This window comes from Frigoribacterium sp. PhB24 (assembly GCF_003755185.1).
GTDB lineage: Bacteria > Actinomycetota > Actinomycetes > Actinomycetales > Microbacteriaceae > Frigoribacterium.
Map to the genome: position 1 here is coordinate 46,839 of NZ_RKIC01000012.1, position 16,174 is coordinate 63,012.

15 protein-coding genes are annotated in these 16,174 nt (G+C 71.5%); 7 read left to right on the forward strand and 8 right to left on the reverse strand.

Annotation, left to right across the window (positions count from 1 at the left end; translation table 11 throughout):
- Window positions 1–69: 69 nt before the first annotated feature.
- Together EDF50_RS10150 and nhaA are read left to right on the forward strand one after the other, a co-directional pair.
- Window positions 70–243: a hypothetical protein gene (locus tag EDF50_RS10150; protein ID WP_233570538.1), complete on the forward strand. Its 174-nt coding sequence runs from the start codon at window positions 70–72 to the stop codon at window positions 241–243.
- 73 nt (window positions 244–316) lie between these two features.
- Window positions 317–1,609 (forward strand): Na+/H+ antiporter NhaA, encoded by a 1,293-nt coding sequence (gene nhaA, locus EDF50_RS10155; RefSeq protein ID WP_123519460.1) that lies wholly within the window; start codon window positions 317–319, stop codon window positions 1,607–1,609.
- A 50-nt stretch (window positions 1,610–1,659) separates the two neighbouring features.
- Here nhaA and EDF50_RS10160 read toward each other — a convergent pair whose 3' ends face one another.
- Both EDF50_RS10160 and EDF50_RS10165 read right to left on the reverse strand, forming a co-directional pair.
- A complete protein-coding gene (locus tag EDF50_RS10160) occupies window positions 1,660–2,928 on the reverse strand; it encodes a hypothetical protein (RefSeq protein WP_148076814.1) in 1,269 nt (422 codons plus the stop codon).
- Entirely contained in the window at window positions 2,918–3,460 is a 543-nt protein-coding gene (locus tag EDF50_RS10165) for an RNA polymerase sigma factor (RefSeq protein ID WP_123519682.1), read from the reverse strand. The genes EDF50_RS10160 and EDF50_RS10165 overlap by 11 nt, the downstream gene beginning before the upstream one ends.
- Before the next feature lie 125 nt (window positions 3,461–3,585).
- Here EDF50_RS10165 and EDF50_RS10170 point away from each other — a divergent pair, with 125 nt between their 5' ends.
- Window positions 3,586–3,993 carry a low molecular weight phosphatase family protein gene (locus EDF50_RS10170; protein WP_123519462.1) on the forward strand — a complete coding sequence of 136 codons (408 nt, stop codon included), beginning with the start codon at window positions 3,586–3,588 and terminating at the stop codon, window positions 3,991–3,993.
- Window positions 3,994–4,125: 132 nt separating this feature from the next.
- Here the strand turns inward: EDF50_RS10170 and EDF50_RS10175 are convergent, their stop codons facing one another.
- The 6 genes from EDF50_RS10175 to EDF50_RS10200 all read right to left on the reverse strand — a co-directional run bounded on the left by EDF50_RS10175 (window position 4,126) and on the right by EDF50_RS10200 (window position 11,784).
- Complete coding sequence (locus EDF50_RS10175) at window positions 4,126–5,091, reverse strand: carbohydrate ABC transporter permease (protein ID WP_370453992.1); 966 nt, start codon at window positions 5,089–5,091, stop codon at window positions 4,126–4,128.
- Window positions 5,088–6,047 carry a carbohydrate ABC transporter permease gene (locus EDF50_RS10180; protein ID WP_123519463.1) on the reverse strand — a complete coding sequence of 320 codons (960 nt, stop codon included), beginning with the start codon at window positions 6,045–6,047 and terminating at the stop codon, window positions 5,088–5,090. Before EDF50_RS10180 ends, EDF50_RS10175 begins: the two co-directional genes overlap by 4 nt.
- Before the next feature lie 60 nt (window positions 6,048–6,107).
- On the reverse strand, window positions 6,108–7,460 hold the full coding sequence (locus tag EDF50_RS10185) for an ABC transporter substrate-binding protein (RefSeq protein WP_123519464.1): 1,353 nt from the start codon (window positions 7,458–7,460) through the stop codon (window positions 6,108–6,110).
- Between the two features lie 70 nt (window positions 7,461–7,530).
- A complete protein-coding gene (locus tag EDF50_RS10190; protein WP_123519465.1) occupies window positions 7,531–9,771 on the reverse strand; it encodes a beta-galactosidase in 2,241 nt (746 codons plus the stop codon).
- 442 nt (window positions 9,772–10,213) lie between these two features.
- The gene (locus tag EDF50_RS10195) at window positions 10,214–11,212 is read right to left on the reverse strand and encodes a LacI family DNA-binding transcriptional regulator (protein WP_123519466.1); all 999 of its coding nucleotides are present in this window, start codon (window positions 11,210–11,212) and stop codon (window positions 10,214–10,216) included.
- 92 nt (window positions 11,213–11,304) lie between these two features.
- A complete protein-coding gene (locus EDF50_RS10200) occupies window positions 11,305–11,784 on the reverse strand; it encodes an SRPBCC family protein (protein WP_123519467.1) in 480 nt (159 codons plus the stop codon).
- Window positions 11,785–11,914: 130 nt separating this feature from the next.
- Between EDF50_RS10200 and EDF50_RS10205 the strand changes: the two genes are divergently transcribed.
- The 4 genes from EDF50_RS10205 (at window position 11,915) to EDF50_RS10220 (ending at window position 16,075) form a co-directional block, all read left to right on the forward strand.
- Window positions 11,915–12,844 carry an aldo/keto reductase family oxidoreductase gene (locus tag EDF50_RS10205; protein WP_123519468.1) on the forward strand — a complete coding sequence of 310 codons (930 nt, stop codon included), beginning with the start codon at window positions 11,915–11,917 and terminating at the stop codon, window positions 12,842–12,844.
- Between the two features lie 266 nt (window positions 12,845–13,110).
- Window positions 13,111–13,563, forward strand: a complete 453-nt coding sequence (locus EDF50_RS10210; protein ID WP_123519469.1) for an S-ribosylhomocysteine lyase — start codon at window positions 13,111–13,113, stop codon at window positions 13,561–13,563.
- On the forward strand, window positions 13,560–14,384 hold the full coding sequence (gene mtnN, locus EDF50_RS10215) for a 5'-methylthioadenosine/S-adenosylhomocysteine nucleosidase (protein ID WP_123519684.1): 825 nt from the start codon (window positions 13,560–13,562) through the stop codon (window positions 14,382–14,384). The genes EDF50_RS10210 and mtnN overlap by 4 nt, the downstream gene beginning before the upstream one ends.
- Window positions 14,385–14,620: 236 nt before the next feature.
- Window positions 14,621–16,075, forward strand: a complete 1,455-nt coding sequence (locus EDF50_RS10220) for a nucleobase:cation symporter-2 family protein (RefSeq protein ID WP_123519470.1) — start codon at window positions 14,621–14,623, stop codon at window positions 16,073–16,075.
- Window positions 16,076–16,174: the final 99 nt, after the last annotated feature.

Sequence of the window (16,174 nt, forward strand, 5' to 3'; positions counted from 1 at the left end):
GCCGAAGCGCGGACGGCGCAGGAGGGGCGGGTCGGCCCGCTCACGGACCCCGGCGGTACCCTGATGGGTATGTCGTCACCCGCCTGCCCGCTGCGCGCCCCGCGCCGGGCGCGCACGGCGCGGCAGGCGTTCCCGAAGCGGCTCGTGCTGACGAAGCGCACCTGCGGCACGAACGGCTGGATGAGCCTGTGGGGCAGCAACGCGCACGGCGAGATCGCCGGGTGCCCGCCGCCCGTGGCGTAGCGCCGCTCCTCGTCGTCGACGGGTCGAGCGGACGCCCCGCCCTGCTCACCGACGCTCTCGAAGGACGACGACCATGACCGATCCCACTCCCGCCGAGCGGACTGCCGCTCCTCCGGCTCCCGCCCACGCGCCCCACGCCGCCGGTCGGGCCGAGCGGCTCTCACGCTTCCTCAGCCGCGACACGACCGGCGGCCTGCTGCTGCTCGCCGCGACCGTGCTCGCGCTCGTCCTGGCCAACAGCCCGGCCGGCTCGTTCTACTCGGCCGTGCGCGACGTGTCGTTCGGGCCCGAGGCCCTGCACCTCGACCTCAGCGTCGGCGCCTGGGCGGCCGACGGCCTGCTCGCGATCTTCTTCTTCGTGGTCGGCCTCGAGCTCAAGCAGGAGTTCGTCGCCGGCTCGTTGCGCGACCCCCGCGTGGCCGTGCTGCCCATCGCCGCGGCGGTCGGCGGGGTCGCCCTGCCGGCTCTGATCTTCACGCTGATCAACCTCGGAGCGGGGCCCGACGCGCTCCAGGGCTGGGCGATCCCGGCCGCGACCGACATCGCGTTCGCCGTCGCCGTGCTCGCCGTGGTCGGCAAGCGACTGCCCCCGGCCCTGCGCACCTTCTTGCTGACGCTCGCCGTGGTCGACGACCTCATCGCGATCACGATCATCGCCGTGTTCTACACGGCGGGCATCGCCTTCGTCCCGTTGCTGCTCGCGCTGCTGCCGCTCGCCGCGTTCGCCGTGCTCGTCCGGCGCGGGGTGCGGTCGTGGTGGCTGCTGATCCCGCTGGGCGTCGTCGCCTGGGCGCTGGTGCACGCGTCGGGGGTGCACGCCACGATCGCCGGGGTGCTGCTCGGCCTGCTCGTGCCCGCGGTGGCCACGGCCCGGGCAGGCGTCACCCACGTCGGCCCCGACGGCCACGAGGTGCGGCACCCGCTGACCCACCACTTCGCCGAGCGCTGGAGCCCCGTCTCGTCGGGCGTGGCCGTTCCGATCTTCGCCTTCTTCTCGGCCGGGGTGACCGTCGGCGGCTTCGGAGGCCTGGTCGAGTCGTTGAGCGACAGCGTGGCGATCGGCATCGTCGTGGCACTCGTGCTCGGCAAGTCGATCGGCATCACCGGAGCGTCGCTGCTCGTGACGCGCCTGCCGGGCATCCGGCTCGACCCGACCCTGCGGTGGGGCGACGTCGTCGGATTGGCGTTCGTGGCCGGCATCGGGTTCACCGTGTCGTTGCTCGTGGGCGAGCTCGCCTACGGCACCGGCAGCGCACAGGACGACGTCGTCAAGGTCGGCGTCCTCGTGGGCTCGCTCGTCTCGGCCCTGATCGGCGGCACGATCCTCGCCGTGCGTGGTCGGTCCCGGGCCCGCCTCGACGGCTGACGCTTCAGCTCGCCGGGCGCGGTCCCGGGCCCGCCTCGACGGATGACGCTTCAGCTCGCGGGGCGCGTCGCGACGATCGCCTCGGCGGCCGCGACGAGTGTCGACTCCATCTCGGGCGTGGCGCCGCTCGCGTAGCCGATCTGGAGCCACGATCCGTCGCTCACGAGGTCGACGTAGCACGAGCTCCCCTCGCCGCTGACGCAGACGAAGGTCGCGGCGTCCGCGCCGGCGACGGACACGGGTTCGCTCTCGTCGCTCGGCTCGTAGGCCCACTCGCCGCCCGGGACGATCGTCACCCGGAACTCGCCGAAGGTGCCCTCCGGGAACGGCTCCTGGGGAGGCGCGACCCACCGACAGTCGAGCGACGGGTCCTTCGTGTCCGAGATGCCGTCGACGGGACTCGACGAGACGTGTGCGTCCGGACCGACGAGCGCAGGCGATCCGAGGATCGTCGGGATCGACGCGCCTTGCAGCGACGCGCAGGTCGCGTCGGCCCAGACGGTCGCGGGCGGTTGCCAGGCGGCGGTGGGGGCGAGCCCGCCGAGCGTCGACGACAGGCTCTGCAGCGCACCGGTGACGTCGGCCCGTGCCCTCGACGAGTCCCAGTCCCCGCTCGTCTGGTCGTACGAACCGGACGTGTCGTCGAGGTACGACAGCGAGATCCACCACGGACCCGTCACGACGGAGGCGCGACACGACGCCATCCCGTCCTCGCCGCACGAGATCGACGACGACCGTCCCACACCCAGTCCGGACTCGCCGGCGGCCCGTCGCTCGGCGGTCCACCGTGAACCGGTCGTCACGTCGTCCGACACCCGGACGGTCACGTTGGCGAACGAACCGGCCGTCGAGGTCCAGACGCACGAGAGGACGCCCTGCTGTGCCAGGCCCGCCTGAGCGGTGCGGTCGTAGTTCGTCGGCAGCAGTTCGGGGGCGAAGACGGGGTCGGGCACGAACGAGGTCAGGTCGACGCCGCTCGTCAGCGTCGCGCAGTCGATCGGGGCGGACGGCACCGGTGCCACGACGGGCGCCACCGTCGGCGTCGGACGCGGTGTCGCCGTCGGTGTCGCGGTCGGTGTCGGGGTGGGCGTGCCGGTCGGCGTCGCGGGAGCCGAGGCCTGGAACGGCGAGGGCAGCATGCCGAGCGCGAGGGCTCCCGAACCGCCGCCGATCGCCAGCAGCGCGGCCAGCCCGAGGCCGAGACCGAGGGTCCGGTTGCGCTTGCGGCGGGGGGACTCCGTGGTGCGCTCGAGGACGTTCTGCTTCATCGTGACGAGCATGCGGGCCAGCTCGTCTCCGGCGGGGGGCTCAGAGTTCATCGTTCATCACCGCCTTCTTCTTCAGTCGCGATCGGGTGCGCGACACGCGTTGGGTGACGGCGCCGATGCTCAGGCCGACCCGGGCCGCGGCCTCGCCGTAGGGGCGCCCCTCGATCAGGCAGAGCTCGACGATCTGCCGGTCGACCGGGCCCAGGGCGTCGATCTCGTCGCGGACCCACCGCAGCCGGTCACGCGCCTCCTCGCCGTCGTCCGGGGCGACCAGGTCGTCGGGCAGGTCGTCGGTGGCTGCGCGGGCCTGCTTGCGGCGCAGGTTCGCGGCGTGGTTGCGGCAGACGACCAGGAGCCAGGGCAGCAGCGAGTCGTCGGGCAGGTCGATCTGGTCGACCTTCTTCCAGAGGGTGACGAAGGTGTCCTGCACGATCTCCTCGACGTCCATGCGGGTCGCCGCCAACGCCCACGCGTACCGCGTCACCGTCGCCGCGTGCCGGTCGAACAAGGCCGACAGTGCCCGTTGGTCACCCCCGACCGTGCGTCTGACGAGCTCGTCGTCGCCCTCCGTGTCGTGATCCACGTCCACCCCCTCACTAGAGGAGTGTCGCGGAACGGACGAACCTGACACGGGATCTCGGACGGATCGGCGGACGGCCCGACACGACGGTCAGGGGCCCGGCCACCCGCGGTCGGTAGGGTGCGCGCATGACCTCGCCCCGCGCCTCCGTCCTGTTCGTCTGCCAGAAGAACGGGGGCAAGTCCCAGATGGCCGCCGGGCTCATGCGTGATCTCGCCGGCGACGAGGTCACGGTCGTGTCGGCCGGGACGAAGCCCGGCACCGACCTCAACGCGCAGTCGGTCGAGACGCTCGCCGAGCTCGGCATCGACCTCGGCGACGAACACCCGAAGCCGCTCACCGAGCAGATGGTGCGCGACGCCGACGTGGTCGTCGTCCTCGGGCAGGAGGCGCGGGTCGACGAGGTCCCCGGCACCCGGTTCGAGACGTGGATCACCGACGAGCCCTCCGAGCGCGGCATCGAGGGCATGGAGCGCATGCGTCTCGTCCGCGACGACATCCGCGCCCGTGTCGTCGACCTCCGCGACCGCCTCTGACGCGCACGAGCGAACGGAGGCGGTGGCGACCTCTCAACGTCACCACCGCCTCCCGGGCCGCCGCTGCCACGGCCACGGCCCACCCGCACCGACCTCCACCGTGAACCGGGGGTCGGGCGGGAGTCGAGCCGCCTACCCCTTCACGCCGCCGGCGCTCAGGCCGGACTGCCAGAAGCGCTGCAGGAAGAGGAACGCCACGACCAGCGGCAGGATCGACACGAACGACCCGGTCAGCACGGTCGAGAACAGCACCTGGGCGCCGCCGCCTCCGGTCGCCGCCTGCTGCCACTGCGCCAGGCCGACCGTCGCCGGGAAGAGCGACGGGTCGTTCAGCATGATCAGCGGCAGGAAGTAGTTGTTCCAGGTCGAGACCAGGGCGAAGAGCAGCACGGTGACGATGCCCGGCGCGAGCAGCCGCGACGCGATCGTCAGGAAGATGCGCAGTTCGCCGGCCCCGTCGATGCGGGCCGCCTCGAGCAGGCTGTCGTCGACGGCCTCGCTCGCGTAGACGCGCATCAGGTAGACGCCGAACGGGCTGACCAGCGACGGCAGGATGATCGCCCACGGGGTGTCGACGAGGTTCGCCGCGCTGAACAGCAGGTAGGTCGGGATCGCCAGCGCCGTCAGCGGCACCATGACCGCCCCGAGGATCAGCCCGAAGACGAACGACCTGCCCTTGAACACGTACTTCGCCAGCGAGTAGCCGCACATCGTGGCGAGCACCGCGGCACCGACCGAGCTGACCACGGCGTAGAGCACCGTGTTGCCCATCCACTGCACGAAGATGCCGTCCTGGAACGTGAACAGCTGAGCCAGGTTGTCGCCCAGGGCGAAGGTGCGGCCGAAGGCCAGGCCGAACGTCGAGAAGATGTCGCCGTTGGTCTTCGTCGCCTGGATCGCCAGCCAGATCAGCGGCAGCAGGAAGTACGCCAGCGTGATCCAGAGGATCACGGTGAGGATCGGCGTCTTGCGCTTGGAGCGCTCGACGCGACGTCGCGGACGGCGCCGACCCGCGCCTCCCGAGCTCTCGAGCCGACGGGCGGGGCGGTCGACGGACGTGGCCCCGGCGGTGTCGACGGGGGCGGGTGCGATCGTCACGACAGTCGTTCCTTGCGTGAGGTGGCGAGCTGCACCACGTAGCTGATGATCATGATGAGGAACCCGAGCAGGAACGCGATGGCCGCGGCGTAGTTGACGTCCTGGTTCTTGAACGCGACGTTGTACGCGTAGAGGTTCGGGGTGAAGTCCGAGCCGATCGCGTTGGGCGCGATGCTGTAGAGCAGGTTCGGCTCGTTGAAGAGCTGGAACGACCCGATCACCGAGAAGATCACGGTCAGCAGGATCGCCGAGCGGATCGCCGGGATCTTGATGCTCCACGCCACCCGCCAGGGTCCGGCGCCGTCGATCTCGGCGGCCTCGTACATCTCGGTCGGCACGCTGCGCAGCGCGGCGTACAGCACGATCATGTTGTAGCCGATGAACTCCCAGCTGACGATGTTCATCGTGCTGCCGAGCACGTTCTGCGGCGACAGCAGGTCGGGCGGGGTGAGCCCCAGACCGCTGATCACCTGGGCGATCAGGCCGGACTCGCGGCCGTAGAGGTAGCCCCACATCAGCGTCGCGACGACGCCGGGCACGGCGTACGGCACGAAGATCGCGAGGCGCACGAACTTGCTGCCGGCCACGCGCCCGGTGTCGAGGGCGAGTGCGACGAACAGGGCGATCACGAGCATGATCGGCACCTGCACGAAGAGGAACAGGGCGACCCGGCCGAGGCCGGCCCAGAAGCTCGGGTCGTTCAGCGCGCGGCTGTAGTTGGCGAGGCCCGAGAAGACCTGCCCGCCGACGAGCTGCGAGGTGAAGGTGCTCAGGTAGCCCGCGTAGCCGAGCGGCACGAGGAACATCGCCGCGAAGACGAGCAGGAACGGGATCGCCAGCGCCCAGGCCGCGACGAGCTGCGGTCGGTGCAGCGAGCTCGTGCGCCGCGGGGTGGCGGGCTGACGGGACGAGGAGGCGCGGGTCGCGTCTCGACGAGGGGTGACGGAGGTGGACATGGGGCTCCTTGCCGGGCCGAGGGGGTGCCGCCCGCAGGCGGGCGGCACCCCCCGTGAGCGCTACTTGACGGTGAAGCCCTGCTGCTTCGCGTAGGTCGTGACGTCGTCCTGCCAGGCCGTCAGAGCGGCCTCGAGGTCGGAGTGGTCGGCGATCGCCTTGCCGAGCGTGTCGTTGAAGCTCGAGTAGACGTAGTCCATGAACGGCAGCCACTGGAAGTCGGTGCTGACGGTGTCCGAGACGCCCGCGAAGAGCTCGTTGACCTTCTGGCCGCCGTAGAAGTCCGAGGCGGTGTCGGTGAAGTCGCTGCTCGACAGGGTGTCGGTCGTCGTCGGGAACAGGAACTGCTCGTTCGCGAAGGCGAGGGTCGACTCGGGGTCGCTGTTCAGGAACTTGCTGAACTCGGCCGCGGCGATCGGGTTCTGCGTACCCGTGATGACGGCGTCGCTCGACCCGCCCCAGTTGCCCGAGACGTCCTCGCCGGCCTTCCACTGCGGGATCTTCGCGGCGGTCCATTTGCCGCTGGTGTTCGCGGCCGTGCCCTGCAGGAAGACCGGGCCCCAGGCCGCGGTCTGCCAGCTGGCGTACTTGCCCGACGAGAAGCCCTGGTACCAGGCGTCGTTGAAGTCGGCGTCGGTCGAGACGAGGTCCTTGTCGATGAGGTCCTGCCAGAAGCTCACGACCTTCTGCGTCTCGGTCGAGTCGAGGTCGATCCCGACGGTCTTGTCGCCGTCGTACGAGAACGGCTTGGCGCCGGCCTGCCAGAACAGCCCGACGATCTGGCCGGGGTCGTTGCCGGGCAGGTTCGAGATGTACGAACCCGTCTTGTCCTTGATGGTCTGCGCGTCGGTGGCGAAGTCGGCCCAGGTCTCGGGGGCCTTCGTCAGCCCGGCCTGCGCGTAGATGTCCGAGCGGTACAGGTTGCCGAGGGGGCCCGAGTCCTGCGGCACCGACCAGACCCCGGTGTCGTCCGCGACCTGGTTCCAGACCCACGGGACGTACTTCGACTCGAGGTCCGCGCCTCCGTAGGGGGTCAGGTCGACGAGGCTGCCGGTCTGACGGAACGAGGGGATGTACTGGTACTCGATCTGGGCGACGTCGGGTGCGCCCTTGCCGGCCTTGAGCGCCGTGCGCAGCTTGGGGTACTGCGCGGTGCCGGTGCCCACGTTGACCACGTCGACCTTGATCTTCGGGTACTTGGCCTCGAACAGGTCGACCTCCTTCTGGACGTCGGGCACCCAGGTCCAGAACGTCAGGGTGGTGTCGGTGTCCATGGCCTTGTCGACGTCGGCCTGCGAGACCGGTGCGGTGGTCGAGCCGCCGCCCGATCCGCCGGACGGCGCGCAGCCGGTCAGCACGAACGCCGACACGACGGCGAGTGACACGAGCGCCTTTGCTGTGGTCTTTCTCTTCATGGTGGTTCTTCCTCGAGGGGGTGGGGGAGTGGTGCGGGGTCGGGTGGTGCGGATCGGAGGAGCGGGTCGCCTACGACGCGGTGTCGGCGCTCGTGGCGCGGTCGGTGTCGGCGCGGTCGGCGGCGGTGTCGACGAGTTCGTAGACGTGGGCCGCGCGCGGGGCGAGGGTCAGGGCGGTGCCGGCGGCGACGACCTCGCGGGTCTCGAGGTCGCGCACTGCCCTGGGGGTGGTGACGGCGGCCTCGTGGGCCGACCAGTTCGAGACGAAGGCGAGCCCGGGGGCGTCGGCTCGTGAACCGGTGGTGACGGTGACCGTCTCGGTCGCCGCCCACGCGCCCGCCGCCGTGGCCGGCACGAGCCAGCGGGCGATCGAGCGCGAGAGCTCGGGGTTCGGCACGGTCGCGACGTAGCTGACGCGACCGGCTCCGGAGGCGCGGGTCGTCAGCACCGCGTCGGCCCCGATCTCGGTCGGCGCGGCCCGCAGCACGACGGTGGCGTCGTCGACGTGCAGGACGTCGGCCCAGCGGGTTCCGGCCGAGCCTGGCTCGAGGGCGAAGGGTGCGTCGGCCGGGACGGCGGCGGCACCGGGGACCGGGCCCGCGCCTCCTGCGGTCGTGCCGTCGGCGCCCCCCGTGCCGTCGGTGGTCTCCGGTTCGACGACGTGCACGGCGAGGGGCTCGTCGAGGTTCGTGTACTCCTCGTACCAGACGCCCGCGGGGCCGGAGAGGCGGGCGGGGGCGGGGTCGCGGCGGGCCCGGGCGAGTTCGTCGCCGTAGGCCGTGCGGATGCCGATCACGAGGTGGCCGCCGGCCTCGGCGTAGGCGGTGAGCGCGGCGAGGGTCGCGTCGTCGACGACGTACAGCGCCGGCACGACGAGCACCGGGTGCGACGCGGCGAGCTCGGCGGGGTCGGCGGCGAGGAACTGCGCCACGTGCTGGATGCGCACCTGCGCACCGGCTTCGGCCAGCCCGCGGTAGTGGGCGTCGAACAGGTGCAGGTACGACTCGGGGTCGGGGCTGCCGTCGGCCCGGGCGAGCGGCGGGTAGGTCTCGAACGACCACTTGGTCTCGGTCGACCAGAGCATCAGCACGTCGGCGTCGGGTTCGAGGCCGTCGATCGCTCCGCCGACGGCCTTGAGCGTCGCACCCAAGGCCGCGACCTCTCGGTAGATGCGGCCGGGACGCTGGCTGTGCGGCAGCACGCCACCCCAGTAGGTCTCGACGCCGAAGTGCAGGGTGTGCCAGTGCCAGTACTCGACCATGCGGGCCCCGCGCGAGACGAGGGCCAAGGCGGCCTGCTTGATCTGGCCGTCGAACGGCGGGTGGTTCTGCCAGGGGCCGCCGATCGACTGCGCGTTGGTCTCGGTGACGAGGAACGGGGCCTGCGCCGACGAGAACGCCCGGTCGCCCCACTGCTGCAGGGCCCAGACGCCGGTGTGCCACCAGCCGGCCTCGCGGGGCACCTCGACGCCGAGGGTCAGGCCGTCCTGCATCTTGTAATAGGGGTTGCCGGCCGTCACGTCGAGGCTCTCGACGAGCCGCTCGTCGGCCACCTGCGGCCGCGAGTACGAGATGCAGGTGGTGACGAACTGGTCGTCGCGGGCGTACTCGCGGACGACGTCGGCCTGCCAGGCGATCAGCTCGTCGGCCAGCTCGCCCTGGAACCGCCGCCATTCGAGGTCGTACTGCGGCTGCACGTTGCCGTCAGGACGCCAGAGCTGCGACCACTCGGTCAGGCGGTGCGACCAGTAGACGAGACCCCACTCCTCGTCGAGGCGTTCGACCGTGCCGTACTTCCGCTGCAGCCAGGCCACGAAGCGGTCGAACACCTGGTCGTTGCGCGGGCGCTCGTTGCCGGGCTCGTTGTCGACCTGCCAGCCGATCACGGCGGGGTGCTGCGCGTAGCGCTCGACGACCTTGCGGACGACGCGCTCGGCGTAGAAGCGGTAGGCGGGGTGGCTCTGGTCCATCTCCTGCCGGGCGCCCCAGCCGGCACGGACGCCGGTCGTGCGCTCGGCGGCGATCTCGGGGTGCCGCACCTGCAGCCACGGCGGCACCGCGTAGGTCGGGGTGCCGAGGACCACCGCGATGCCCCGGGCGTGGGCGCCGTCGAGCACCGGCTGCAGCCAGTCGAGGTCGAACTCGCCCTCGCGCGGCTCCCACGTCGACCAGACCGACTCGCCCACCCGGATCACCGTGAAGCCCGCGTCGACCATCAGGTCGAGGTCACGGTCGAGGGTGCCCGCCTGCTGGTACTCGGCGTAGTAGGCGGCTCCGAAGAGAACCCCGGAGTGGCGTGGTGCTGACGTCATCGTTGACCCGTTCGTGTGTGTCGGCTGCGGTGGCGACCGCCGATGTCGTCCCGCGGTGCTCGGGATGTCCGGTGGATGTTGTCGATAACATCGGCGTCTGCGGAGAATGTAACCCACGCCTCGGCGCCAGCGCAAGACCCATTTCCGACGGGTTCCCGCGTGTCGGTGCCGCGCCTCCTGCCCGCCTGTCCTGCTCGGCCACCGCGCGGGTTCCGGTGTGCAAATCGCGACAACCGCGTCCGCGATCAGCCCTCCGCGGCGAAACGAGCGGCGTGTCGCGCGTGTTTCGTCGCGATTTGCACACTGCGGACGTCGCGGGCGGTCGGGTTCGGCCCGTGGCGGTGCGGCGGTGCGGCGGTGCGGTGGTGCGGTGGCGCGGCGGTGCGGCGGTGCGGCGGCGCGCCGGGGCTCAGGAGGCGCGGGCGGCCCGCACCCCGGGGCGTCAGCCGCGCGCGGGTGCGGTCGAGGCCCGCGCGACCAGGGACGGCACCGGCAGGCGGGTGGCCGTGTCGGGGCTGCGCCCCTCGATGCGGGCGATCAGGCTCGTGATCACGTGCGCCCCCTCGAAGCCGAAGTCGAGCGCCACGGTCGACAACGACGGCACCATGAACCGTGCCTCGGGCACGTCGTCGTTGCCGACCACGCTGACCTCGTGCGGCACCGAGACGCCCGCGGACGCGAGGGCGGCGAGCAGTCCCATCGCCATCGCGTCGTTGGCGACGGCCACGGCGGTGAAGTCGTCCGTGCGGGCGGCGAGCCGCAGCCCGATGTCGTAGCCGGCGGCCGCGGACCAGTCGCCGACGTGGCTGACCGTCACCGCGCCTCCGGACCCGGTCATGGCCTGCCCGAACCCGTCGGCGCGCTCGCGGGCGGCCAGCCATTGGTCGGGCCCGGCGACGTAGGCCACGCGGCGGTGGCCGAGGCTCACGAGGTGTTCGGCCGCGACCCGCCCGGCGTGCTCGTTGATCGACTCGGTGGTGCCCTCGACCATGAGGCCGAAGTCGCGTGCGACGGGGACCGAGATCGCACGACGTTCGAGCGCGGAACGGGCGACGGCCGTCTGCGCGGTGACGACAATGCCGGCGATCTGCTGCCCGAGCATGAGATCGAGGGCGTCGTCGACCGAGCGCTCGTCGACGCCGTCCATCGACACGATGTCGGTGACGTAGCCGAGCGAGCGCGCGGCCTCGGTGGCCCCGGCGATGGTGCGGGCGGGGCCCGACTGCTGCATGTTGTCGGCGAGCAGCCCGATGCGGTTCGTCCGCTGCAGGCGCAGGTAGCGGGCTGCCGAGTTGGGGCGGTACTCGAGCTCGGCGAGTGCCTGCTCGACCTTCTCGCGGGTGGCGGGACGAATGCCCTCGAAGCCGCGGAGGAACCTGCTGACGGTCTGGTGCGAGACGCCCGCGCGCTTCGCCACGTCGTAGATCGTGGCGTCCTTCATGCCCCGAGGGTAGCGGTGCGTCGTGCTCGCGTGGGTGTCGGCGACGTCCTGGGGTCTCGGTGGTGCCCGGGTCTCCGGCTGGATGGTGCCGATCAGGCCGTGCGCTCGATCTCGCGGGTGATGCCGACCAGCACGCGGCGCATGTACGGCGCCCAGGCGAAGCGGACGATGCCCCGCACGATCAGCCCCCGGCCTGGTCGGGCGAAGAACGAGTAGGTCCAGTCGACCCGCGTGCGACCGCTGGGCGTCGCCCGATAGCTCCAGTCGGCGCGGCCGCCGGTGACCAGCCGCCCGAGCAGCCCGGTGAACTCGCTCAGCTCGTAGACGAAGGCCCCGTCGGGCTCGACGCGGACCAGGCTCTCGACCACGCTGCTGCCGTCCGACAGCTCGAGCCGGCGCGTCCGCCCCACGGCGTCCCACGGCCCGGTCTGCTCGTGGACGGCGACCACGGCCGGGATCACCCCGGCCCGCGGATAGAACCCGACGGGGGTCAGCGGCGTCGCGATGCTCCACGCCCGGTCGAGCGGAGCGGCGGCGACGCGTGCGGTGCTCGCACTCGCGGTGACGGTCATGCCCTGGAGTTCGGAACGGTGGGCGGGAACGACGGGACCGGTCCTCCCCAGGCGCGCCGCGCCTCCTGGTCGTCCACCGAGGAGGCGCGGGTCGACGCCCGCGGACGCCCGTCGAGAGCAGACTGGTCGCGTGAAGACGACGACGTTACCCACCACCGACCGCCCCTCCTCGACCATCGTCCTCGGGCTCATGCGCATCTCGGGCATGACCGACGACTCGATCCGTGAACTCGTGGCCGAGGCCCGCGACCTCGGCATCGACTTCTTCGACCACGCCGACGTGTACGGCGACCACCCGCACCACTGCGAGCAGCGTTTCGGCGACGCCGTCACCATGACCTCGTCCGAGCGCGACGCGATCCGGCTGCAGAGCAAGGTCGGCATCCGCGACGGCTTCTGGGACTTCTCGACCGAGCACATCCTCGAGTCGGTCGACGCCTCGCTCGCCGCCCTGCGCACCGACCGCCTCGACGTGCTGCTGCTGCACCGCCCCGACGCCCTGGTCGAACCCGACGAGGTCGCGGCCGCCTTCGACCAGCTGCACGCCAGCGGCAAGGTGCGACACTTCGGCGTCTCGAACCACACGCCCGCCCAGGTCGAGCTGCTCAAGCGCAGCGTCACGCAGCCGTTGATCGCCAACCAGGTGCAGCTCAGCATCACCCACGCGCCGCTGATCGCCGCCGGCGTCGCGGCCAACATGGCAGGGCTCGACCAGTCGCTCGACCGCGACAACGGCATCCTCGACTACAGCCGCCTGAACGACATGACGCTGCAGGCCTGGTCGCCGTTCCAGAAGGGGTTCTTCGACGGAGTCTTCCTCGGCGACCGCGAGGGCTACCCCGAGCTCAACGACGTGATCGACGATCTGGCGGCGAAGTACGACGTGCCGCCGTCTGCGATCCCCGTGGCCTGGATCACCCGCCACCCGGCCGACATGCAGGTCGTGCTCGGCACCACGAGCGTCGCCCACCTGCGCGACAGCGCCGCAGGGTCCGACGTGCCGCTGACCCGGCCCGAGTGGTACCGGCTCTTCACGGCGGCCGGGCACACGCTGCCGTAGCGGGCGCGCTGCGCTGCGCTGCGCTGCGCTGAGCTGCGCTGCGCTGCGCCACGAAGTGAACAGACCGCCATCTTCCCGCGTGGCGGGTCGTTCACTTCGTGGCGGGGTGGCGGGGTGGCGGGCCGCGTGCGGGGTCACACTCCGACCGCCTCCGGGGGAATGTCCTAGGGTCGACAGGGCGTTGGGACGCACAGACCGGTGCAGAGGCCAAGGTGCCTCCCGTGCCCCGCCCGCACCCCGAAGGGACCATCGTGACCCAGCCCAAGATGAACGTCGAGTCGTTCAACCTCGACCACCGCACCGTCGCCGCGCCCTACGTGCGCGTCGCGGACCAGAAGACGCTGCCGCACGGCGACGTCATCACGAAGTTCGACGTCCGGTTCACCCAGCCGAACGAGGGCCACCTCGACATGACGTCGGTCCACTCGCTCGAGCACCTCTTCGCCGAGCACTCGCGCAACCGCTCGGGCGACGTCATCGACTTCTCGCCCATGGGCTGCCAGACCGGGTTCTACCTGATCCTGCAGGGAGACCCCGCGATCGACGACGTCCTGTCGCTGATCGAGGGCACCCTGACCGACATCACCACCGCGACCGAGGTCCCCGCGGCCAACGAGGTCCAGTGCGGCTGGGGAGCCAACCACTCGCTCGAAGGTGCGCAAGAGGTCGCCCGCGACTTCCTCGCGGCCCGCGACGAGTGGTCGACCGTCACCCGATGACGGGGACGCACGCCGCGCCTCCTGCCGAGGGGGTCGCGGCGGTCGCCGCTCCCTCGATCATCGTCGTCGTGGCGATGAGCGACGAGGCCGAACCGTTCGTCTCGCGTGCGACGCGCGTCGGCGAGCCGGTCGCGGTCGGCGGGTCGCTGCAACGCGTCGTCGAGATCGACGGTGTCGAACTGTTGCTCGTGCAGAGCGGCATCGGGTTCGTCAACGCGGCCGGCGCGGCCACCTCGGCCATCGTGCGGTCCGGTTCGCTCGAGGGTGTCGTGCCGACCGTGATCAGCGCCGGCACCGCCGCCGGCATGGGCTCCGGCATCGAGATCGGCGACGTCGTCGCAGGCTCCGAGTACGTCAACCTCGACGCGGACGCGCGCGTCTTCGGCTACCGGCTGGGGCAGGTGCCCGGCATGCCGGCCAGCTTCCATGCCGACGAGGGATTGGTGGAGGCGGCGGTCGCCTACGACACGTCGGCCGCGTCGGGTGCGCGCGAGGCGTCGGGCGCGCCGGGTGCGCCGCGGGGCGGCTGGGCCGTGCGGCCCGGGCTGATCGCCTCGAGCGACGCCTTCATGACCGCCGAGCGCGTGATCGGCGTGCGCAGCGCGTTCGCCGACGTGGTCGACGTCGACGCCGTCGACATGGAGTCGATGGCGATCGCCCAGACCTGCCACGTGCATCACGTCCCGTTCGTCTCGGTGCGTGGCATCAGCGACCTGGCCGGGCCGGACGCCCACGACGTCCACGACGAGAACCTCGCCCTCACGGCGGGGCGGTCCGCCGACGTCACGATGCACCTCGTCCGGGCGATCGTCGCGGGCTGAACCCGGCGCGCCGCCCGGCGGAACGCACCTCTCGCCGGACGTCGACCCGCGCCTCCTGTCGTCGAACCCCGTTCCGTGCCATGAACCACGAACATTCGGGGTTCGTGCCACGAACGGGGTTCTCGCGCGGGCGCCGCGCCGACGACACGAGCCCGAAACACGCGTGCCGTCACGACGAAACGCGTGTTTCGTACGCTGACGGCGACCACCCGGCATCCCCACGATCAGGAGTCCCGATGTCACAGTCCCCGCCCGAGTCGCCCGAGCCTTCGACGTCCACGGTCGCGACCGCCCAGCCGCCCGCGGCGACCCACCCCGTCGACCGTGTCCCCCCGCTGCGCCGGCTCTTCCCGCTCGGCCTGCAGCACGTGCTCGCGATGTACGCCGGGGCGGTGGCCGTGCCGCTCATCGTCGGCGGGGCGCTCGTCGGCATGGGCCGGCTCGAGCCCGGCGACATCGCGTACCTGATCAGCGCCGACCTGTTCGTGGCCGGCATCGCGACCATCGTGCAGTCGGTCGGGTTCTGGCGCTTCGGGGTGCGGCTGCCGTTGATGCAGGGCTGCACCTTCGCCGCCGTCGGGCCGATGATCGTGATCGGCGGCGAGTACGGCATCACGGCGATCTACGGCTCGGTCATCGCGAGTGGCGTCTTCATGATGTTGCTGGCGCCGTTCTTCTCGAAGCTCGTGCGGTTCTTCCCACCGATCGTCACCGGCACGGTGATCCTGATCATCGGCGTCTCGCTGATGGACGTCGCCGCCGGGTGGGTCGGAGGAGGCGCGGGTTCCGCCGACTTCGGACGCCCGCTCGACGTCGCCTTCGCGGCGGGCACCCTGCTGCTGATCGTCCTGATCGAGCGGTTCGCGCCTCCTGCGCTCCGTCGTCTGTCGATCCTGCTGGGGCTCGTGGTCGGGACCCTCGTGGCCTGGCCGTTCGGGCTGACCGACTGGAGCGGTGTGGGCGAGAGCGCCTGGTTCGGGCTCGCGTTGCCGTTCCACTTCGGGCTGCCGACCTTTCCGGTGAGCGCGATCGTGTCGATGTGCATCGTCGGCCTGGTGATCATGACCGAGACCACCGGCGACATCATCGCGGTGGGCGAGATCGTCGACCGACCGGTGACGCCGCGCCGCCTCGCCGACGGGCTGCGGGCGGACGGCCTCTCGACCGTCATCGGCGGCGTCTTCAACACGTTCCCGTACACGGCCTTCGCGCAGAACGTCGGCCTCGTCAGCATCACGGGGGTGAAGTCGCGGTACGTGGCGACGCTCGCGGGTGGCATCCTCGTCGTGCTGGGCCTCGTGCCCGCGCTCGGGGCCGTCGTCGAAGGCGTGCCGGTGGCGGTGCTCGGTGGGGCCGGGGTCGCGCTCTTCGGCATGGTCGCGGCGAGCGGCATCCGGACGCTGTCGAAGGTCCGCTTCACGAACAGCAACATCCTGATCGTGGCGATCGCGCTGGGCGTGAGCCTGCTGCCGACGGTCAGCCCCGACATCTATGCGCAGTTCCCGACCTGGTTCACCATCGTGTTCGACTCGGGCATCAGCGCCGGGGCCATCGTCGCCGTGCTGCTGAACCTGCTGCTCAACTCGCCGCGGGTGCAGGCGCGTGACGAGGGCGCGGACCACGACGTGTCGGCGCACGACGCCGTGCGCGGGCCCGCGGCACCGGCCGAGGTGACCGACCGCCAGGCCTGAGCCGCCCCGTGATCCGGTACGTACCGGATCAGGCTCGGGGAGAGAGGCCCAGCACGGCCCGGCTCGGCCCGACCAGGCCCGGCCCGGCTCGGCCTGACC